We start from the raw sequence: 14,061 nt of genomic DNA on the forward strand, positions 1-14,061 counted from the left end.
TTGCCGATGCCTGACTCGGCTCGACCCGTTCTGGAAGGGAAAGAGCCCAGGAAGCGGGAGGCAAAGAGGGTGGACCAGGCGACAGGCTTCTTTCGGCCGCGGGCAGCCAAGACAACATGACCGGCGTCGAAGCGCAGTCTGCGGCAACGCGCGCAATGGCGACGGCAAAGAATGAATGGTGGCGCGGCGCGGTCATCTATCAGATCTATCCGCGCAGTTTTCACGATGCCAGCGGCGACGGCCTGGGCGATCTCGCGGGCATCTCCGAAAAGCTGGACTACGTCGCATCCCTTGGCGTCGATGCGATCTGGATTTCACCCTTCTACAAGTCGCCGATGCGCGACTTCGGCTACGACGTCGCCGACTACCGGGCCGTCGATCCGATCTTCGGCACTCTCGACGACTTTCAGCACCTGCTGGAAAAAGCCCACAGGCTGAATCTCAAGGTCCTGATCGACCTGGTGCTCAGCCACACTTCCGACGAACACGACTGGTTCACGCAAAGCCGGCAGAGCCGCGATAATGCCAAGGCCGACTGGTATGTCTGGGCCGACCCGAAAACCGACGGCACGCCGCCCAACAACTGGTTGTCGATCTTCGGCGGCGGCGCCTGGGCCTGGGAGCCGCGGCGCCGGCAATACTACCTGCACAACTTCCTGACCTGCCAGCCGGATCTGAACCTGCACAACAAGGCGGTGCAGGACCAACTGCTGTCGGACGCGGCCTTCTGGCTCGACATGGGCGTCGACGGCTTCCGCCTGGATGCCGTCAACTTCTGCACCCACGACCCTCAGCTGCGCGATAACCCGCCGCTGAAGCCGGGGGAACGGCCGACCGATGGTGTGCCGCTGGACAACCCCTATGCCTATCAGCGTCATCTCTATGACAAGACCCAGCCGGAAACCGTCCACTTCCTGAAACGCCTGCGCGCCCTGACCGACCGCTACAACGCAAGGGCCACCATGGGGGAAGTCAGCGGCGACGACTCCCTGTCCATCGCCGCCGACTACACGCGCAGCGGCGACCGCCTGAACATGGCCTACACCTTCAACCTGCTGACCCAGACTTTCACCGCCGAGCACCTGCGCGACGTGGTCGAGGAAATGGAAGCGCAGATCGACGACGGCTGGGCGAGCTGGGCGTTCAGCAACCACGACGTCGCCCGGGCGGTGTCGCGTTGGGGCAACCCCGGCGACGGCGAATTCGCCCGCCTGCTGATGGCCCTGCTGTTCAGCCTGCGGGGCACCGCCTGCCTCTACCAGGGCGAGGAACTCGGCCTTGCCGAGGCCGAGGTGCCTTTCGAGCGCCTGCAGGACCCTTACGGCAAGGCTTTCTGGCCGGAGTACAAAGGGCGCGACGGCTGCCGCACGCCGATGCCCTGGCAAGGATCGGCCGATCATGCCGGCTTCTCGACGGCGGAGCCCTGGTTGCCGGTCGACCCCAGTCACCTGGAACTCGCCGTCGACCGGCAGGACCACCTGCCCGGGTCGCTGCTCAACGCCTATCGCGGTTTCCTGCACTGGCGCCGGACGCAGCCGGCGCTGCGTTTTGGCAGCCTGACGGTCAAGGAGTCCGAAGCGCCGCTTCTGATTTTCGAGCGCCGCTGCCCGGAACAGAAAATGCTGGCGGTCTTCAACTGCGGGCCCGAACCAAGGGACCTGCAACTGGAAGACAGTCAGGACCTGAAAGCCCTCGACGGACACGGCTTTACCGCCGCCTTGGAGAACGGGACACTGCGCCTGCCGCGCTATGGCGTTTTCTTCGGCGGCATGAATAATGAAGTACAACAAGAAGTTTCCGGTAACGGAATTGAGGGAGGAACAAACCATGGCTGAAGTGGTGCTGAGCGGTATCCGCAAGTCGTTCGGAGAGATCGAGACCATTCATGGTGTCGATCTGACGATCTCCGATCGTGAGTTCGTCGTCTTCGTCGGCCCTTCCGGTTGCGGCAAGTCGACGCTGCTGCGCCTCATCGCGGGCCTGGAGGAAATCACCGCCGGCGAGATGACGATCGACGGCCAACTGGTGAACGAACTGCCGCCGGCCCAGCGTGGGATCGCCATGGTGTTTCAGTCCTATGCGCTCTATCCGCATATGACGGTCTACGACAACATGGCTTTCGGCCTGAAGCTGGCCAAGGCGGGCAAGGATGTCATCGAAGAGCGCGTGCGCCGCGCGGCGGGGATTCTCCAGATCGACCACCTGCTCGATCGCAAGCCGAAGGAGATGTCGGGTGGCCAACGCCAGCGTGTCGCCATCGGCCGCGCCATTGTGCGCGAGCCCAAGGTCTTCCTCTTCGACGAACCGCTGTCGAATCTGGATGCCGCCCTCCGGGTCCAGACCCGCATCGAACTGGCCAAGCTGCACGTCGAGATGGCGGCGACCATGGTCTATGTGACCCACGACCAGATCGAAGCCATGACCCTGGCCGACAAGATCGTGGTGTTGAATGCCGGCAACGTGGAACAGATCGGCTCACCGCTGGAACTCTATCATCATCCCAACAACCTCTTCGTCGCAGGCTTTATCGGCTCACCGAAGATGAACTTCGTAAAGGGCGCTATCGCCAATGTCGGTGAAGCGGCGGTCGAGGTGGCCCTGCCGGGCGACGTCAAAGCCAACATTCCGGTGAAGGCAGAGGGTGCGCGCAACGGCGACGAGGTGACCCTCGGCGTACGCCCCGAACACATCCTTGCCGGCGGCCCCTCCCAGCTTGTCGGACGCGTCGACGTCGTCGAGCAACTCGGCGACTCCAACCTCGCCTATCTGACGCTTCCGGACGGTGAAACCGTTGTGGTGCGCAGCGAAGGGGATGCCAGCGTGCGCGAGGGCGATCAGATGCCGGCCGGACTGGATGCCGCGCAGTGCCACCTCTTCAATGCATCTGGGGCGGCCTTCCCCCGCGTCGCCCTGTAAGACTTGTTACCCTGTAAGACTTACAGCCGGTCGGGCGCCGCAATCACGTCCAGGCGACGGCGCAGCGACGCAAAGCGCACGTCCTGACTGCGCAGGTCTTCGGGAATCGCCAGCAGCAGCTCTGCAGCTTGATTCTCATGCCTCAAATGAAGGTGCGCCTCGATGCGGGCGATCATCAGATCGGTCAGGTGGCTGCGATGCCGCGCCTCTTCCAACCAGGGCAGCGCGGCATCGAGAAACCGCAACACCTCTTCGTAGCGTGACAGGCTGCGCAGAGCGGTGATCACGAAGTGTGCGGAGCGGCCGGCGGTATTCACGTAGACCTGGGCCGGCCCGGCACCGTGATTGCCGTAGAGATGGCGGCAGACGTGATAACAGGCCGTCGCCAGGGAGAGGCAGAGTTCCGGGTCGCGGTCGCCGACATGATCGGCCGTGACCTGATCGAGACCGACCACCGCGATGCTGGGTTCGTCCGATGCGGCAAGCTGGATCGCCACGTCGCGCGCCATGGTCGGCGGCATCGCCGCGAGGATCGCCTGGCGGTCACTCGGCGAGCCTTCGGTGAAAGCCCTGATGATCTCGTCGGTTCTTGGCCTCATGCCCGTCACCCCCTGCCCCCGTAACACCCTGCCTGCGACTTCCGCTTTTCCGTGATTGTCGGCACCGTTTCGGCGCCCTTCGAAGCAATCCTGGGTCGATGCGCTCTGGTGGCCCGGATCACACCGCCGACGGCAGCACCCCCGCTTGCCCGGACCCGGAGGATCTACAAGGCAAGAGTATGAAAAGCAGTACCGCCCGGGGCAATCGCGCCGTAGGGGTAGCCCCTTTGGGGGTAGGGGGAACGGCGAGAGTCCGACCGCGCTAGGGCTTGGCCGACGGGAATCCGGGCACGGCTTGCAGACCGCCGGGCTGAACATGATCCGGGCGATGGTCGATGCCGAAATGGGTGCTGAGATAGGTCAGGATCAGGGCCCGCTCGTCGGGCTCCAGCGGTTCCATCTCCTGCTCTTCGACCATCCAGTCGAGCGTTTCGTCCCAATCGCTGCGCGACAATCCTTGCTGGGTGACGAGGCGCAGGGAATGACAGGCGCCACAGAGATAGCCCGTCTCATCGCGGCCCGGCCCTTCGGGCCAGGTACTGCCGAAGGGATCGTCTTCCCCCCGTGCGGTCGTGGCAAGCAGAAGCGAGACCAGGATCGCGCTGCACATACCAACGCTGCGGCCAAAGCCGCCAAGCGTTCGGCTTCGCCGGGGATCACCCCATGAAAGGCTTCTCATGCGGCGACGGTCACCGCAATCCGGTGCATGGCGTTATTCAGATAACCCTTGGGATTCCAGTTCACTGCGAAGGGCTGCATGCGGCCCTCGCTGTCGGTCGCCCGGGCCCAAACCTCGTAGTAGCCCTTCTCCGGAAAGGACAAGGTCGCGCGCCAGTCCTGCCAGGAATAGCGATTGGGCGGGGCATCCAGTTCCGCGGCGATCCAACTGGCGCCGAAATCGATGGAGACCTCCAGCTTTGCAACACTTCGGTCACCCGCCCAAGCATGGCCGCGCAACGCGAGTTGGCGGCTTTGGATGGTGGTGTTGGTCTGTGGCGTGGTGATCAGCGACTTCACCGGCATCGACTCGATGATCCGGAAGTCCTTCTTGTCCACCTTGGTGCCCGGTGCCACGTTGTAGTAGGGCACCCGGTAGGAGGTGCCGGTCATCTTCGGGCCGTCGTGAACCACGTCGCGCAGCTCAATGCGGCGCAGCCATTTCTGCGAGGTCGAGCCCGGCCAGCCCGGACAGATGGTGCGCACCGGGAAACCGTTGAGCGCCGGAATCGGCTCGCCGTTCATTTCAAAGGCGATGAGGGAGTGGGACTCCAGCGCCTTGGCCAGCGGCACCCCGCGAGAGATCGGCAGCTTGTCCGGATTGCCGGAAAGATGTCCGTCCATGCCGTAGTGCGCGGTGTAGATCGCCTCGCTCTTGATACCCGCCGCCTTCAGCACGTCGGCATAGCGCACGCCGGTCCACTCGGCATTGCCGATGGCACCGAGAGTCCATTGGTTGCCCTTGGCCGGCGGATTGAACCCGGCCCGGCCGTTGCCGCCGCATTCGATCTGCAGCTTCAGCTTCACCACCTCGAAACGGCTGCGCAGATCATCCAGCGTCAGTTCGAGCGGCGTATCGACCGCGCCGTCCACGGTAAGCCGCCAGTCCTTGGCGTCCATGGCCAAGGCCATGTCCGGCACGGTGCCGTTGTTGCGCACGAAGTGGCGCGCATTGGGTGTCACCGAATCGTCGAGCAGATGCGGTGGCGTTTCGGCGTTTACCGGCCGGTCGTTCAGAAGAGTCAGGCCGTCCTTCGCCTCGAACAGCGAAAGCTCGGTTTCCTCCGCCAGCGCGGCGGGAATGAGCCCGGCCGGCATGTTGCGGTGAAACGGGATGGCGGCACCCAGAACGGCGCCCATGGTCGCCAGCCCTGCGCCGCGCAGAAAGCCGCGACGGTCGGCATGGGCCCGGCGCCCGAAAACGAGGTAGTCGGCCCGCTCCGGATCGTCCTGATAGATCTCGCAGAGGCCGCGTTCTTGTTTGCGATCGGTCATTTCTTCCCCCAGTTGGTTCGCGCCGGTTGGCCTGACGCTGTTGGTTTGCCGCAATCGGCTTGCAGCCGATGATTCGGGATCGGCAGTGAAGGAGGAAACGCCGCGGTTCCGGAAATCATTCCAAAAAAATGCCGGGACCGGCACCGACAGCAGGGGGACAGCAGGGGGATCGTCCTAGATCGGATCGTGTTTTGACGGAACCACTTCGTGGTTGCGCCAAAACATGTGAATCCGATCGACATTAAATGGTTAGAGCAGATTCACCGGGTTTAAAGGATCGCTGAAGCGATTCCATCAAACCCGGATCTGCTCTAGGTCAGGCAGCGTTCGGCCTGGGCGTAGCTGCGCTGCAGCGCCAGGCGGGTCTCTCTGCCGAAGGGGCGCTGTTCCAGACTGGCGCGGAACAGGCGTCGGGCGATCTCGGCGAAACGCAGCGGATCCATGCCTTCGGCCAACAGCAGGGTGGAGAAACCGCCGCCTTGCCAGGCGATCGCCTGGCGCGGCCCGGCCGAACCCGCATCCGGTGCGAGATCCAACATCTGCTGATCCAGACCCAGACCGCCCGCCAGCAGGAAAAGGCTGAGCCGGCAGCCCCGCGTCCCGCGGTAACCCAGATGCAGGGACGGCATGCCGTCGATGACCGGCCCGTCGCCGACATGGTCCAGGCTGAGGCCGGCAGAAAGCAGATCCGGCACATAGGCGGCCGGGCCGAGCTTTTGCTGGGCAAGACGCAGCGCCGCGGTCTGTTCACCGTTCTGATCGCGACTGCCGTCGCTTGCCGCTGCCGGCCAATTCGCATGGGTCACCCAGGCCTGCGTCGCCCAAACCACATGGCGCTCCGGCGGCGGCGAGAGCAGAATCCACAGCCCGCCCAGCAGAAACACCATCGTCAGGGAGGCGGCCAAAGCCATCCCGGAGCGCAGCCAGGCGGCGGCCTGCCGTTTTTCCGAAGGCAGGTCGATCCCCCCTTCCTCCACCAGGCCCTGGGCGGCGCCCTTCAGACGGTGCAGCGCGGCAACCTGATCGGCCAGGGCCGGGTCGCGGCCCAAGGCGGCCGCCACCTCGGCCGCGCGCTCGTCGGTGAGCTCGCCGTCGACATAGGCGTTGAGCTCTTCCCAGGTTGGCTGACCGGACTTCACTTTCTTGATCCTTTGATCGCGGGCTCGGGCAGGCTGCGGATGTTGCTCTCGTTCACCACCACGAGCAAGGCATGACGCGCACGGCTGATGCGGCTCATCACGGTTCCGACCGGTACGTTCAGGACCGCTGCCGCTTCGCCGTAAGTCAAACCGGCGATGTCGATCAACGCAATGATTTCACGCTCTCGCGCGGAAAGTTGTTGCAGCGCCAGCTTTACCGTCAGCCGGTTAATCAAATGTTGATCGCCGCGCCAGGCCTGGTCCGGCTCTATGGATCGGGTCTGCAGCTCGGCGGCACTGTCGAACGCCGCGACCTCCGGCCGGCGCCGGTTCTGTCGCAGGCGGTCGATGAAACGGTTCCTCAGCACCCTGAACAACCAGGCCCGATAGGCCGGCTCGTCCAGGGGCACGCGGCGCGCGGACAAAGCCTTTACCGCACAGTCCTGGACGAGATCGCGGGCCTCCTCCCGATTACCGACAAGACTGACGGCAAAACCGAAAAGCCGGTCCAGATACCCTTCCAGCCGATGAGGATTCGAGCTTGTCACCAAGTTGTCTCCGAGCGCGGCAGGGGCATCCTGACCGAGGAAGCGGCGAGCTGACAAGACGCCTCGGAGAATTACAACTTCTGGGTGCCAGCCAACGCTCTGGGGTTGCTGCCCCGCTTGACTTTCCGAGGGACGCGTTCCGGGTTTTGCGCCCCTCGTTAGGACCACGTTTACGGTGCCGAAGGGATAATTCCGCTGTGTCGGCCGGCCCCTGGCGGCCGCTGATGCTGCGAAACGCCGGCCTCACCCATCGACCAAAGCGGAACAAACCGATGCCCCCAATGGCAGGCAAGCCAGCCAACGGCCCAGCTTCCCGCAAAGATCAAAATGCCGGGTCAAAACAGAGCGCCCTGGTCAGCGCCTTGGGTCTGCTCGACGGCCTGCGGGAAAGCCAACCCTCTGCCGAGGCTGAAAATGAGGCTTTCACCGCCTGCCGCCAAGTTCTGCGCGACGGCGATGAAGCCGCCCGGCGCCAGCTCGGTGCCGCGATCACGGGCTTCACCGCCCTGCCGCGCGATATCGCTCTGGCGCTGGCGAGCGACCAGCCGTCGGTCTCCCTCCCCTTCATCGCGCGCTCTGCCGTGTTGAACGAAGATGATCTGGTAAAGCTGGTGTGGAGCGGCGATCCCGCAAAACAGGTCACCATTGCAGCGCGGCCCCAGTTGCCCGCCCCGGTGGCCGCTGCGCTGACCGCCGTTGCCGGCGCCCGGGTGCTGACGACCCTGCTCGCCAACAAGTCCGCCAGGATCGACGCAGACGCCCTGCAGAGCTGCCTCGACCGCTTCGGCGACGACGAAACCATCCAGCAAGGGCTGATCGGGCGCGAGCGCCTTCCGCTCGCCGTCAGCGAAGCACTCTTGGCCTCTGCCGCCCCAGGGCTGCAACAGGCCCTGTTGGCCCGTCATGCGGTTTCCCCGGCCGTCTCTCAAGAACTTCAGCGCCGGCGGGGCAGCACGGCGCCTTGGTGGCAGATCCAGATTTTTTCGCGCTGATCCCTGTTTCCGGATGATCGGCCTGCCCGGAACGATCAAGCCGCTCTTTAGTTGTAATTAACCATACCATTGCTCTTATTTATATGCCGATACGTGAATAGCCTCCACATTTCGTTTAGTTATATAAGAATAGTATGAAAGCAAATGGGTACAATTTCCTTCAGCACTGCACGTTAACCAAGAAAAACGCCATCAAATTCATCGTTCGAAACAATTCTGTCACAATTCATCTTGGTCTTTTGGGAATTCACGAAGTAACTTAAGCCCATGGTTGAGCTGCAGACCTGAAACGTCAGAGACAGCCATGACCGGAACAAGAGTTGGTGGGGGGCACTCCGGGAATGGTCTTCCGCATGTCAATAACGATCAAGTAGAGAGCACATTGCCATATGGAAGACCTGTCGCAGGATCTGCTGACCACCCTTGAGATTACGCCCAGTGTTACCCTGATCGATCTGGTGATCGCCCTGGTCACCAGCGCGGTTCTGAACTTCGTGCTGGCCTGGCTCTACATCCGCACCCACGGCGGATACTCCTATTCCAAGTCCTACGTGCAGTCGATCGTGCTGGTCGGACTGATCGTGTCGTTGATCATGATCGTCATCGGCTCGGAAATTGCCCGTGCCTTCGCCCTGGTCGGCGCCATGTCGATCGTCCGCTTCCGCACGCCGGTGAAGGACAGCCGGGATCTCATCTTCATCTTCGCGGCCATCGCCGTGGGTATGGCCGCGGGTACCGGATTCCATCTCTATGCTGCGGTCTTTACCGGATTCCTCGGCGCTCTCCTGCTCGCCTTTCACATGTTCAAGTTCGGTGATCTGGACCATCGCTCCTATGTCCTGAAACTGCGCCTCTCGCCGGGCGACAAAGACACTGTCGCCAAGCTCTGCCGCGAGCACTGCCGGCACTTCGCCGTGGTTTCCATTACCCGGACCAACGAAGACGCGGCGGTGGAAGACGTGGTCTACGAAGTCGATCTCAAGCCCAGGGTGAGCTACGGCGAGTTCGTCGAGAAACTGCGCGAGAAGGCAAACCCGCAATCCATCAATCTTCTGGTCGGCGAAGGCTCGGTGAATGTCTGAGCGGGAAAAGCCGAGGCGTGAAGCGACACTCAATCAGCTCACCCTTGGCGGCGGCGGCGCCGAAGTAACGGCCCGCCGGCGGGCGGAAGCCGGTCCCGCCCTGCCCCAGGCCTACACCAACCGCTATGAGATAAAGTACCTGGTCGCCGCAAGGGATCTGGCGAAGGTTCGTCACGCCTTCGAGGGCCTGCTCGAAGGCGACGCCAACAACGGTGACAACGGCGGTTACTTCAACCACTCGATTTACTTCGACTCGCCGCACTATCGCTACTACACGGAAAAGCACGAAGGCCAGTTGGCCCGGGTCAAACCGCGTCTGCGCTTCTATCGCGCCACAGCCTACGCGCCGCCCTCGGCGATCTACCTGGAACTGAAAGGCCGCTACGACCGCATTGTCGCCAAGCGCCGCACCAGGCTCGATATGGCCACCGCCGAGGCCCTCCTGCGCGGCAACGATCCGGCGGCTGCCATGGCGCACAACGGCGATGCCGTAGCCAAGGAGTTCACCTATCTGGCCCACCGCTTCAACCTGCAGCCCTGCGTGACGGTGCTCTATCACCGCGAAGCCTTCTTCAGCGCACTCTATAAAAGTCTTCGGGTGACCTTCGACAGCGGGCTGCTCTGCAGTCTCGCTACCGAACCGCTCAACCCGCTGGAGAGTTATCAGCAGGGCCTGCCGAACGGAGAGACGGTTCTCGAGGTAAAGTACAATGATCAGATCCCCAAGATCCTGCTGACCCGCCTCAACACTCTGGGCTTGCAGCAGCGGACCTTTTCAAAGTTCGCCGTGTCGCTCGAGCGCTGCTTCGATCAGTTTCGCAGCCGCCGCTTTCGCGCGAGCCGCTTTGCCTAAAGAGACAGACAGGCGGCAAACAGCACGGCTTCAACACCCTTTCCCCCCAAGGTACCAGACAAGAGGAAGACATGAGACTCTGGCAAAGACTTCAGCGAGGCGTCGCGGGTTTGGTTCTGACCGCCGGCCTGATCGGCCTCACGGGCCTCGGCTCGGCCGACGGCGCGGCGGCACAGGGCGCCGCGGCACAAAGCGATAAGGAGACACTGCGGGCCGCTGCCTTGCTGTACCGGCACGGCGTTATCTCCCCCAAGTACGCACCACCCAAAAACGCCACCGAATGGCCCATGGGCTTCAGTCAGCTGACGGCGGTCGGCATGCGCCAGATGTATGAAAGGGGCGGCGCACTGCGCAAGCGCTATGTCGAAGACCTCGGCCTCCTGAGCGAGCGTTATCACGCCGACGAACTTGCCGTGCGTTCCAGCAGCACCGACCGCGCCCTGCAGTCGGCGCAGATGCTGATACTCGGGCTCTACCCCCTCGGCCTCGGCCCCGATCCTTCGATCTATGACCAGAGCCTTGAGGCCGCGCCCAGCGCCGAGCTGGCCTTCACCCCCGTGCCGATCCACGCCGTCGCACTGGAGAACGATGCGGTCATGCGGCCCTGGACCGGCCGGGCCAGTTGCACCCGCTACCGAAACTTCGTCAAGCGCCTGGGCAACACCGAACTCTATGAGGAAAAGGGCAGGGAGCACGAAGACTTCCTGCGCCGTGTCTCGGCGGTGATGGGGGTCAACGAAGGCAAGAAGATCGGCACGGTTCTGTACCTCATCAACGAGGTTTACGAACCGCTTTCCGCCAACCTGCAGCACAACCTGCCGCTGCCCGAGGGCATCTCCCGGGAAGACATGGAGAAGATGAGCGAGCTGGCGGACTGGAACTATCATCATCAGTTTCTCGGCCGCACCGTTGGCCGTTTGACCGGCGGATCTTTCGTTGCCGACGTCCTGAGGAATTTCGCCCAGGTGAGCGAAGGCAACGCCAGGGCCAAACGGCTCTATCTCTACTCCGGGCATCAGCGCACCATGCTGGGCGTCGACGCAGCACTGGGTATTGAAACCGCCCGCACCAGCGGCCCGCTGTTCAAAGGGCGGGTGCCGCCGCTTGCTTCACACTACGCCTTCGAACTGCACGAGGTATCGGAAGGCGACTTTGCGATCCGCCTGAAGTTCGTCACCAACGACGCGGAGCAGACCATCCGGGTTCCCGGATGCGATTCAGATACCTGTTCGCTGAAGAACTTTGCCGCCGCGGTCGGCGATGCAATTCCCCGCAACTGGCGGCAGGAATGCGGCGGTTGATCAGGAGGCAACGGCCCGGTTACGGCAGGCCGGCACCGGGAGGTCGTTAGGGCGAAAACCGTTAGCGGGAAGGGGCGGCAACGGCACGCCGCGAGGCGACTGACAACGCCGCCCCGCTGCCGGACTTGGCCAGGCTCGGCGGCAGCACAAAGGTGACGCTGGTGCCTTCGCCGAGCACGCTGTCGATCACCAGCTCGCCGCCGTGAAGCTTCACCAGTGCAGCGGCAATCGGCAGACCCAGACCGGTTCCATCATGCTGGCGCGTGTAAGGGTTCTCAACCTGGCCGAAAGGCTGCATGACCTTCTCGAGCTGATCTTCGGGAATGCCGATGCCGCTGTCGGCGACCACCACACGCAGCCCGGCGCTTGCCGACCATTGAGCCGACAGAGAGATCCGCCCGCCCGCCTTTGTGAACTTGACGGCATTGCTCAACAGGTTCAGCAGAACCTGCCGGACATGCCGCGCATCGGCTTGCAGGATCGGAATCTTTCCGGACAGATCGACAGACAGTTGCAGTCTCTCTTCCGCCGCCTTCTCCTGGATCAGCAGCAGACAGGTTTCCGCCTCGGCGCGAAAGTCGACGTCCTCAATGTTGAGTTCGACCTTGCCCGCCTCGATCTTGGAGATGTCCAGGATATCGTTGATGAGTGCCAGAAGATGATTGCCGGAACCGTGCACCTGGCGCGCATAGTCGACATAACGGGGATCGCCGAGGGGACCGAAAAGCTCCATCACCATCATCTCTGAAAACCCGTTAATGGCGTTCAGAGGCGTGCGCAGCTCGTGGCTCATGTTCGCCAGGAAGGATGCCATTGCGCGGTTGGCCGACTCCGCCATGTCGCGGGCCTCCTCCAGCTCCGCCTCACGCTGCGCCTTCTGGGTCAGCAAAGCGCCGACCGAATTGACCGCCTCGTCCAACTGCTGCAGTTCCACCGAGGCGAAGGACGGCAAGGGATACGGTTTAACGTGGACGCCGCGGCTGAAGCTCACCAGATGCGCGACAAGCTTGTCGATGGGCCGGATCGCAAAGGCATTCACCAGCAGGAAAATCAGAAAGGAGAGGAGCAGGCAGGCGCCGCCGACCGCAACGGCGATCAGAAAAGTGTGTTTGGCAATCTCTTCCTGAAGCCGAGAGGTATCCCAGGCGAAGGTCATGCGGCCAAAGTCTTCGCCGGCAAAGGTTACGGACTTGGATATCTCGATCAGGTCTTCCCGAACCTCGGCGTCACGCTGCCAGGCATAGAGCGACACACCGGCTTCGTTCACGATGACCGCCGAGAAAAGGTCGGGATCGCGGACGATCATCTGACTCATGGTGGTCTCGAGGCGCGGCAGGTCTTCGCTGAGAATGTCCTCGAGGGAGGAGAGCCGGACGAGGTCGAACTTGCGTCCGGCCTCCTCGATTGATCGTTCGGTCAGGTAGGTCTGTTCAGTGTGGCGGATGATGAAACCCGCGAGCCCGCCCAGCAGAACGGCCAGCGCAGCCAGACCCAGAAGCAACTGCGTACCGAGGCGAAAGCGGCCCCGGCGCGCGTCACTGTATTCTGGCCCGATGATGCTGGGCATCGAATCATGCTGATCCATTTACCGCCTGCGAGCGCCGCCGGCGCCCTATCTACTGAAGTTGGGTCTTCTGAAGCTGGGTTTATTGAAGCTGCGCGAAGAACTGCGGGTTCGCGCGAATGGCGTCGCGCGTCGGCTCGTAGTCCCGGTCACTGCCTTCGAAGAAACCGTCGAAGCGCAGTGCCCGCAGAGCGGCGCTGTCATCTACGTTGAGAAGCGCCTGGCGCAGGGCGTCGCGTACCCGGGGGTCGAGACCGGCACGGGCGACCCAGGGCCGGGTTGAGTTGCTGAACTTCGCAAGCGCGCGGATCGGCACGCCTTTATCGACAAGCTTCTGGAAGGTCGTTTCCTCAAGCGCGCCGGCATCGAAAAGACCGGAGCCGACAGCCCGTCCGACCTTGTCATGCCGGCCGAGATATTCGTAGCGCGCAAGATCACGGGCATAGAGCCCAGCGCGCATCAGCGTCAGTTGGGAAAAGTACCGCCCCAAGGTCGACCGCTTGGAGCCGAAGGCGAAACTGTGGCCGCGGAGCTGCGATACATCGGTCAAGTTGCTGTCGCGATGCACCGCGATCACGCCGTCGAAGGATTTCGCGCCGTTCTTGTTCTCCATGGCCAGCACGGTAAGGCCACCGTTTTCATCTTTGGCGAAGATGTAGGAGGCGGGCCCAAGGCGGGTGAAGTCCGCCTCGCCATCGACAATCAAGGCAACGCCGGCTTCATAGCCTTTCACCAACTGCATCCTGATTTCGACTTCCTCGCCCAGTACCGCCGTCGCTTCCTTGGCGATCGCATCCAGGGTGGGACGCAGTTGGGCGACCATGGCGGAGGGCTTGTCCGGTGCATAGGTGCCGAAGGTCAAAACCACCTTGGCCTCGGCGGCAGCCGGTAAAAGGCCGGCGAATGCACAGACTATTAAAGCGGCCGCGGCTGATCGCACGGCGCTTCGGCGCGGGACTGTGGTAACCATCTTAAACTACCCCATCGTAGCGTTAGGGATTCGTGTTGTTGGGGATAAGTTAAGAAGATCGAAGTTAATAAAACTTGAAAACTATTGGATCAATTCAACCGTATT

Annotated in this window: 13 protein-coding genes; 6 read left to right on the plus strand and 7 right to left on the minus strand. The window is 62.8% G+C overall.

The features are described 5' to 3' along the window. Nucleotides 1-116: 116 nt before the first annotated feature. Both ACP146_RS23215 and ACP146_RS23220 read left to right on the plus strand, forming a co-directional pair. The gene (locus tag ACP146_RS23215) at nucleotides 117-1,835 is read left to right on the plus strand and encodes an alpha-glucosidase (RefSeq protein ID WP_422369132.1); all 1,719 of its coding nucleotides are present in this window, start codon (nucleotides 117-119) and stop codon (nucleotides 1,833-1,835) included. After that, nucleotides 1,828-2,916, plus strand: coding sequence for an ABC transporter ATP-binding protein (locus tag ACP146_RS23220; RefSeq protein WP_422369133.1), 1,089 nt, complete (start codon nucleotides 1,828-1,830; stop codon nucleotides 2,914-2,916). The genes ACP146_RS23215 and ACP146_RS23220 overlap by 8 nt, the downstream gene beginning before the upstream one ends. Before the next feature lie 20 nt (nucleotides 2,917-2,936). On the opposite strand, the gene ACP146_RS23225 is transcribed toward ACP146_RS23220, so the two are convergent. The 5 genes from ACP146_RS23225 to ACP146_RS23245 all read right to left on the minus strand — a co-directional run bounded on the left by ACP146_RS23225 (nucleotide 2,937) and on the right by ACP146_RS23245 (nucleotide 7,194). Next, on the minus strand, nucleotides 2,937-3,515 hold the full coding sequence (locus ACP146_RS23225) for a hypothetical protein (RefSeq protein ID WP_422369134.1): 579 nt from the start codon (nucleotides 3,513-3,515) through the stop codon (nucleotides 2,937-2,939). A gap of 262 nt (nucleotides 3,516-3,777) precedes the next feature. Continuing rightward, on the minus strand, nucleotides 3,778-4,125 hold the full coding sequence (locus ACP146_RS23230; protein ID WP_422369135.1) for a hypothetical protein: 348 nt from the start codon (nucleotides 4,123-4,125) through the stop codon (nucleotides 3,778-3,780). A gap of 65 nt (nucleotides 4,126-4,190) precedes the next feature. Further along, nucleotides 4,191-5,507: a sulfite oxidase gene (locus tag ACP146_RS23235; RefSeq protein WP_422369136.1), complete on the minus strand. Its 1,317-nt coding sequence runs from the start codon at nucleotides 5,505-5,507 to the stop codon at nucleotides 4,191-4,193. Nucleotides 5,508-5,818: 311 nt separating this feature from the next. After that, the gene (locus ACP146_RS23240; protein ID WP_422369137.1) at nucleotides 5,819-6,646 is read right to left on the minus strand and encodes an anti-sigma factor family protein; all 828 of its coding nucleotides are present in this window, start codon (nucleotides 6,644-6,646) and stop codon (nucleotides 5,819-5,821) included. Then, nucleotides 6,643-7,194 (minus strand): RNA polymerase sigma factor, encoded by a 552-nt coding sequence (locus ACP146_RS23245; protein ID WP_422369138.1) that lies wholly within the window; start codon nucleotides 7,192-7,194, stop codon nucleotides 6,643-6,645. Before ACP146_RS23245 ends, ACP146_RS23240 begins: the two co-directional genes overlap by 4 nt. Before the next feature lie 272 nt (nucleotides 7,195-7,466). Here ACP146_RS23245 and ACP146_RS23250 point away from each other — a divergent pair, with 272 nt between their 5' ends. From ACP146_RS23250 to ACP146_RS23265, 4 genes are all read left to right on the plus strand, one after another. Next, the gene (locus ACP146_RS23250) at nucleotides 7,467-8,186 is read left to right on the plus strand and encodes a DUF2336 domain-containing protein (protein WP_422369139.1); all 720 of its coding nucleotides are present in this window, start codon (nucleotides 7,467-7,469) and stop codon (nucleotides 8,184-8,186) included. 389 nt (nucleotides 8,187-8,575) lie between these two features. Continuing rightward, the gene (locus ACP146_RS23255) at nucleotides 8,576-9,268 is read left to right on the plus strand and encodes a DUF4956 domain-containing protein (RefSeq protein WP_422369140.1); all 693 of its coding nucleotides are present in this window, start codon (nucleotides 8,576-8,578) and stop codon (nucleotides 9,266-9,268) included. Next, nucleotides 9,261-10,121, plus strand: a complete 861-nt coding sequence (locus ACP146_RS23260; protein WP_422369141.1) for a VTC domain-containing protein — start codon at nucleotides 9,261-9,263, stop codon at nucleotides 10,119-10,121. Before ACP146_RS23255 ends, ACP146_RS23260 begins: the two co-directional genes overlap by 8 nt. Before the next feature lie 71 nt (nucleotides 10,122-10,192). Continuing rightward, the gene (locus ACP146_RS23265; protein WP_422369142.1) at nucleotides 10,193-11,422 is read left to right on the plus strand and encodes a histidine-type phosphatase; all 1,230 of its coding nucleotides are present in this window, start codon (nucleotides 10,193-10,195) and stop codon (nucleotides 11,420-11,422) included. Nucleotides 11,423-11,483: 61 nt separating this feature from the next. On the opposite strand, the gene ACP146_RS23270 is transcribed toward ACP146_RS23265, so the two are convergent. Both ACP146_RS23270 and ACP146_RS23275 read right to left on the minus strand, forming a co-directional pair. After that, nucleotides 11,484-13,007 (minus strand): sensor histidine kinase, encoded by a 1,524-nt coding sequence (locus ACP146_RS23270; RefSeq protein WP_422369143.1) that lies wholly within the window; start codon nucleotides 13,005-13,007, stop codon nucleotides 11,484-11,486. A gap of 61 nt (nucleotides 13,008-13,068) precedes the next feature. After that, a complete protein-coding gene (locus tag ACP146_RS23275) occupies nucleotides 13,069-13,956 on the minus strand; it encodes a PhnD/SsuA/transferrin family substrate-binding protein (RefSeq protein WP_422369144.1) in 888 nt (295 codons plus the stop codon). Nucleotides 13,957-14,061 lie beyond the last annotated feature (105 nt).

Origin of the sequence: Pelagibius sp., assembly GCF_965249265.1 — a bacterium.
Lineage (GTDB): Bacteria > Pseudomonadota > Alphaproteobacteria > Kiloniellales > Kiloniellaceae > Pelagibius.

What these genes read in the sequence shown, in the direction of transcription:
- ACP146_RS23275 (WP_422369144.1), bottom strand. Translation starts at nt 13,956, where the DNA reads ATGGTTACCACAGTCCCGCGCCGAAGCGCCGTGCGATCAGCCGCGGCC.
- ACP146_RS23270 (WP_422369143.1), bottom strand. Translation starts at nt 13,007, where the DNA reads ATGGATCAGCATGATTCGATGCCCAGCATCATCGGGCCAGAATACAGT.
- ACP146_RS23225 (WP_422369134.1), bottom strand. Translation starts at nt 3,515, where the DNA reads ATGAGGCCAAGAACCGACGAGATCATCAGGGCTTTCACCGAAGGCTCG.
- ACP146_RS23265 (WP_422369142.1), top strand. Translation starts at nt 10,193, where the DNA reads ATGAGACTCTGGCAAAGACTTCAGCGAGGCGTCGCGGGTTTGGTTCTG.
- ACP146_RS23255 (WP_422369140.1), top strand. Translation starts at nt 8,576, where the DNA reads ATGGAAGACCTGTCGCAGGATCTGCTGACCACCCTTGAGATTACGCCC.
- ACP146_RS23230 (WP_422369135.1), bottom strand. Translation starts at nt 4,125, where the DNA reads ATGTGCAGCGCGATCCTGGTCTCGCTTCTGCTTGCCACGACCGCACGG.
- ACP146_RS23215 (WP_422369132.1), top strand. Translation starts at nt 117, where the DNA reads ATGACCGGCGTCGAAGCGCAGTCTGCGGCAACGCGCGCAATGGCGACG.
- ACP146_RS23235 (WP_422369136.1), bottom strand. Translation starts at nt 5,507, where the DNA reads ATGACCGATCGCAAACAAGAACGCGGCCTCTGCGAGATCTATCAGGAC.
- ACP146_RS23250 (WP_422369139.1), top strand. Translation starts at nt 7,467, where the DNA reads ATGCCCCCAATGGCAGGCAAGCCAGCCAACGGCCCAGCTTCCCGCAAA.
- ACP146_RS23220 (WP_422369133.1), top strand. Translation starts at nt 1,828, where the DNA reads ATGGCTGAAGTGGTGCTGAGCGGTATCCGCAAGTCGTTCGGAGAGATC.
- ACP146_RS23260 (WP_422369141.1), top strand. Translation starts at nt 9,261, where the DNA reads ATGTCTGAGCGGGAAAAGCCGAGGCGTGAAGCGACACTCAATCAGCTC.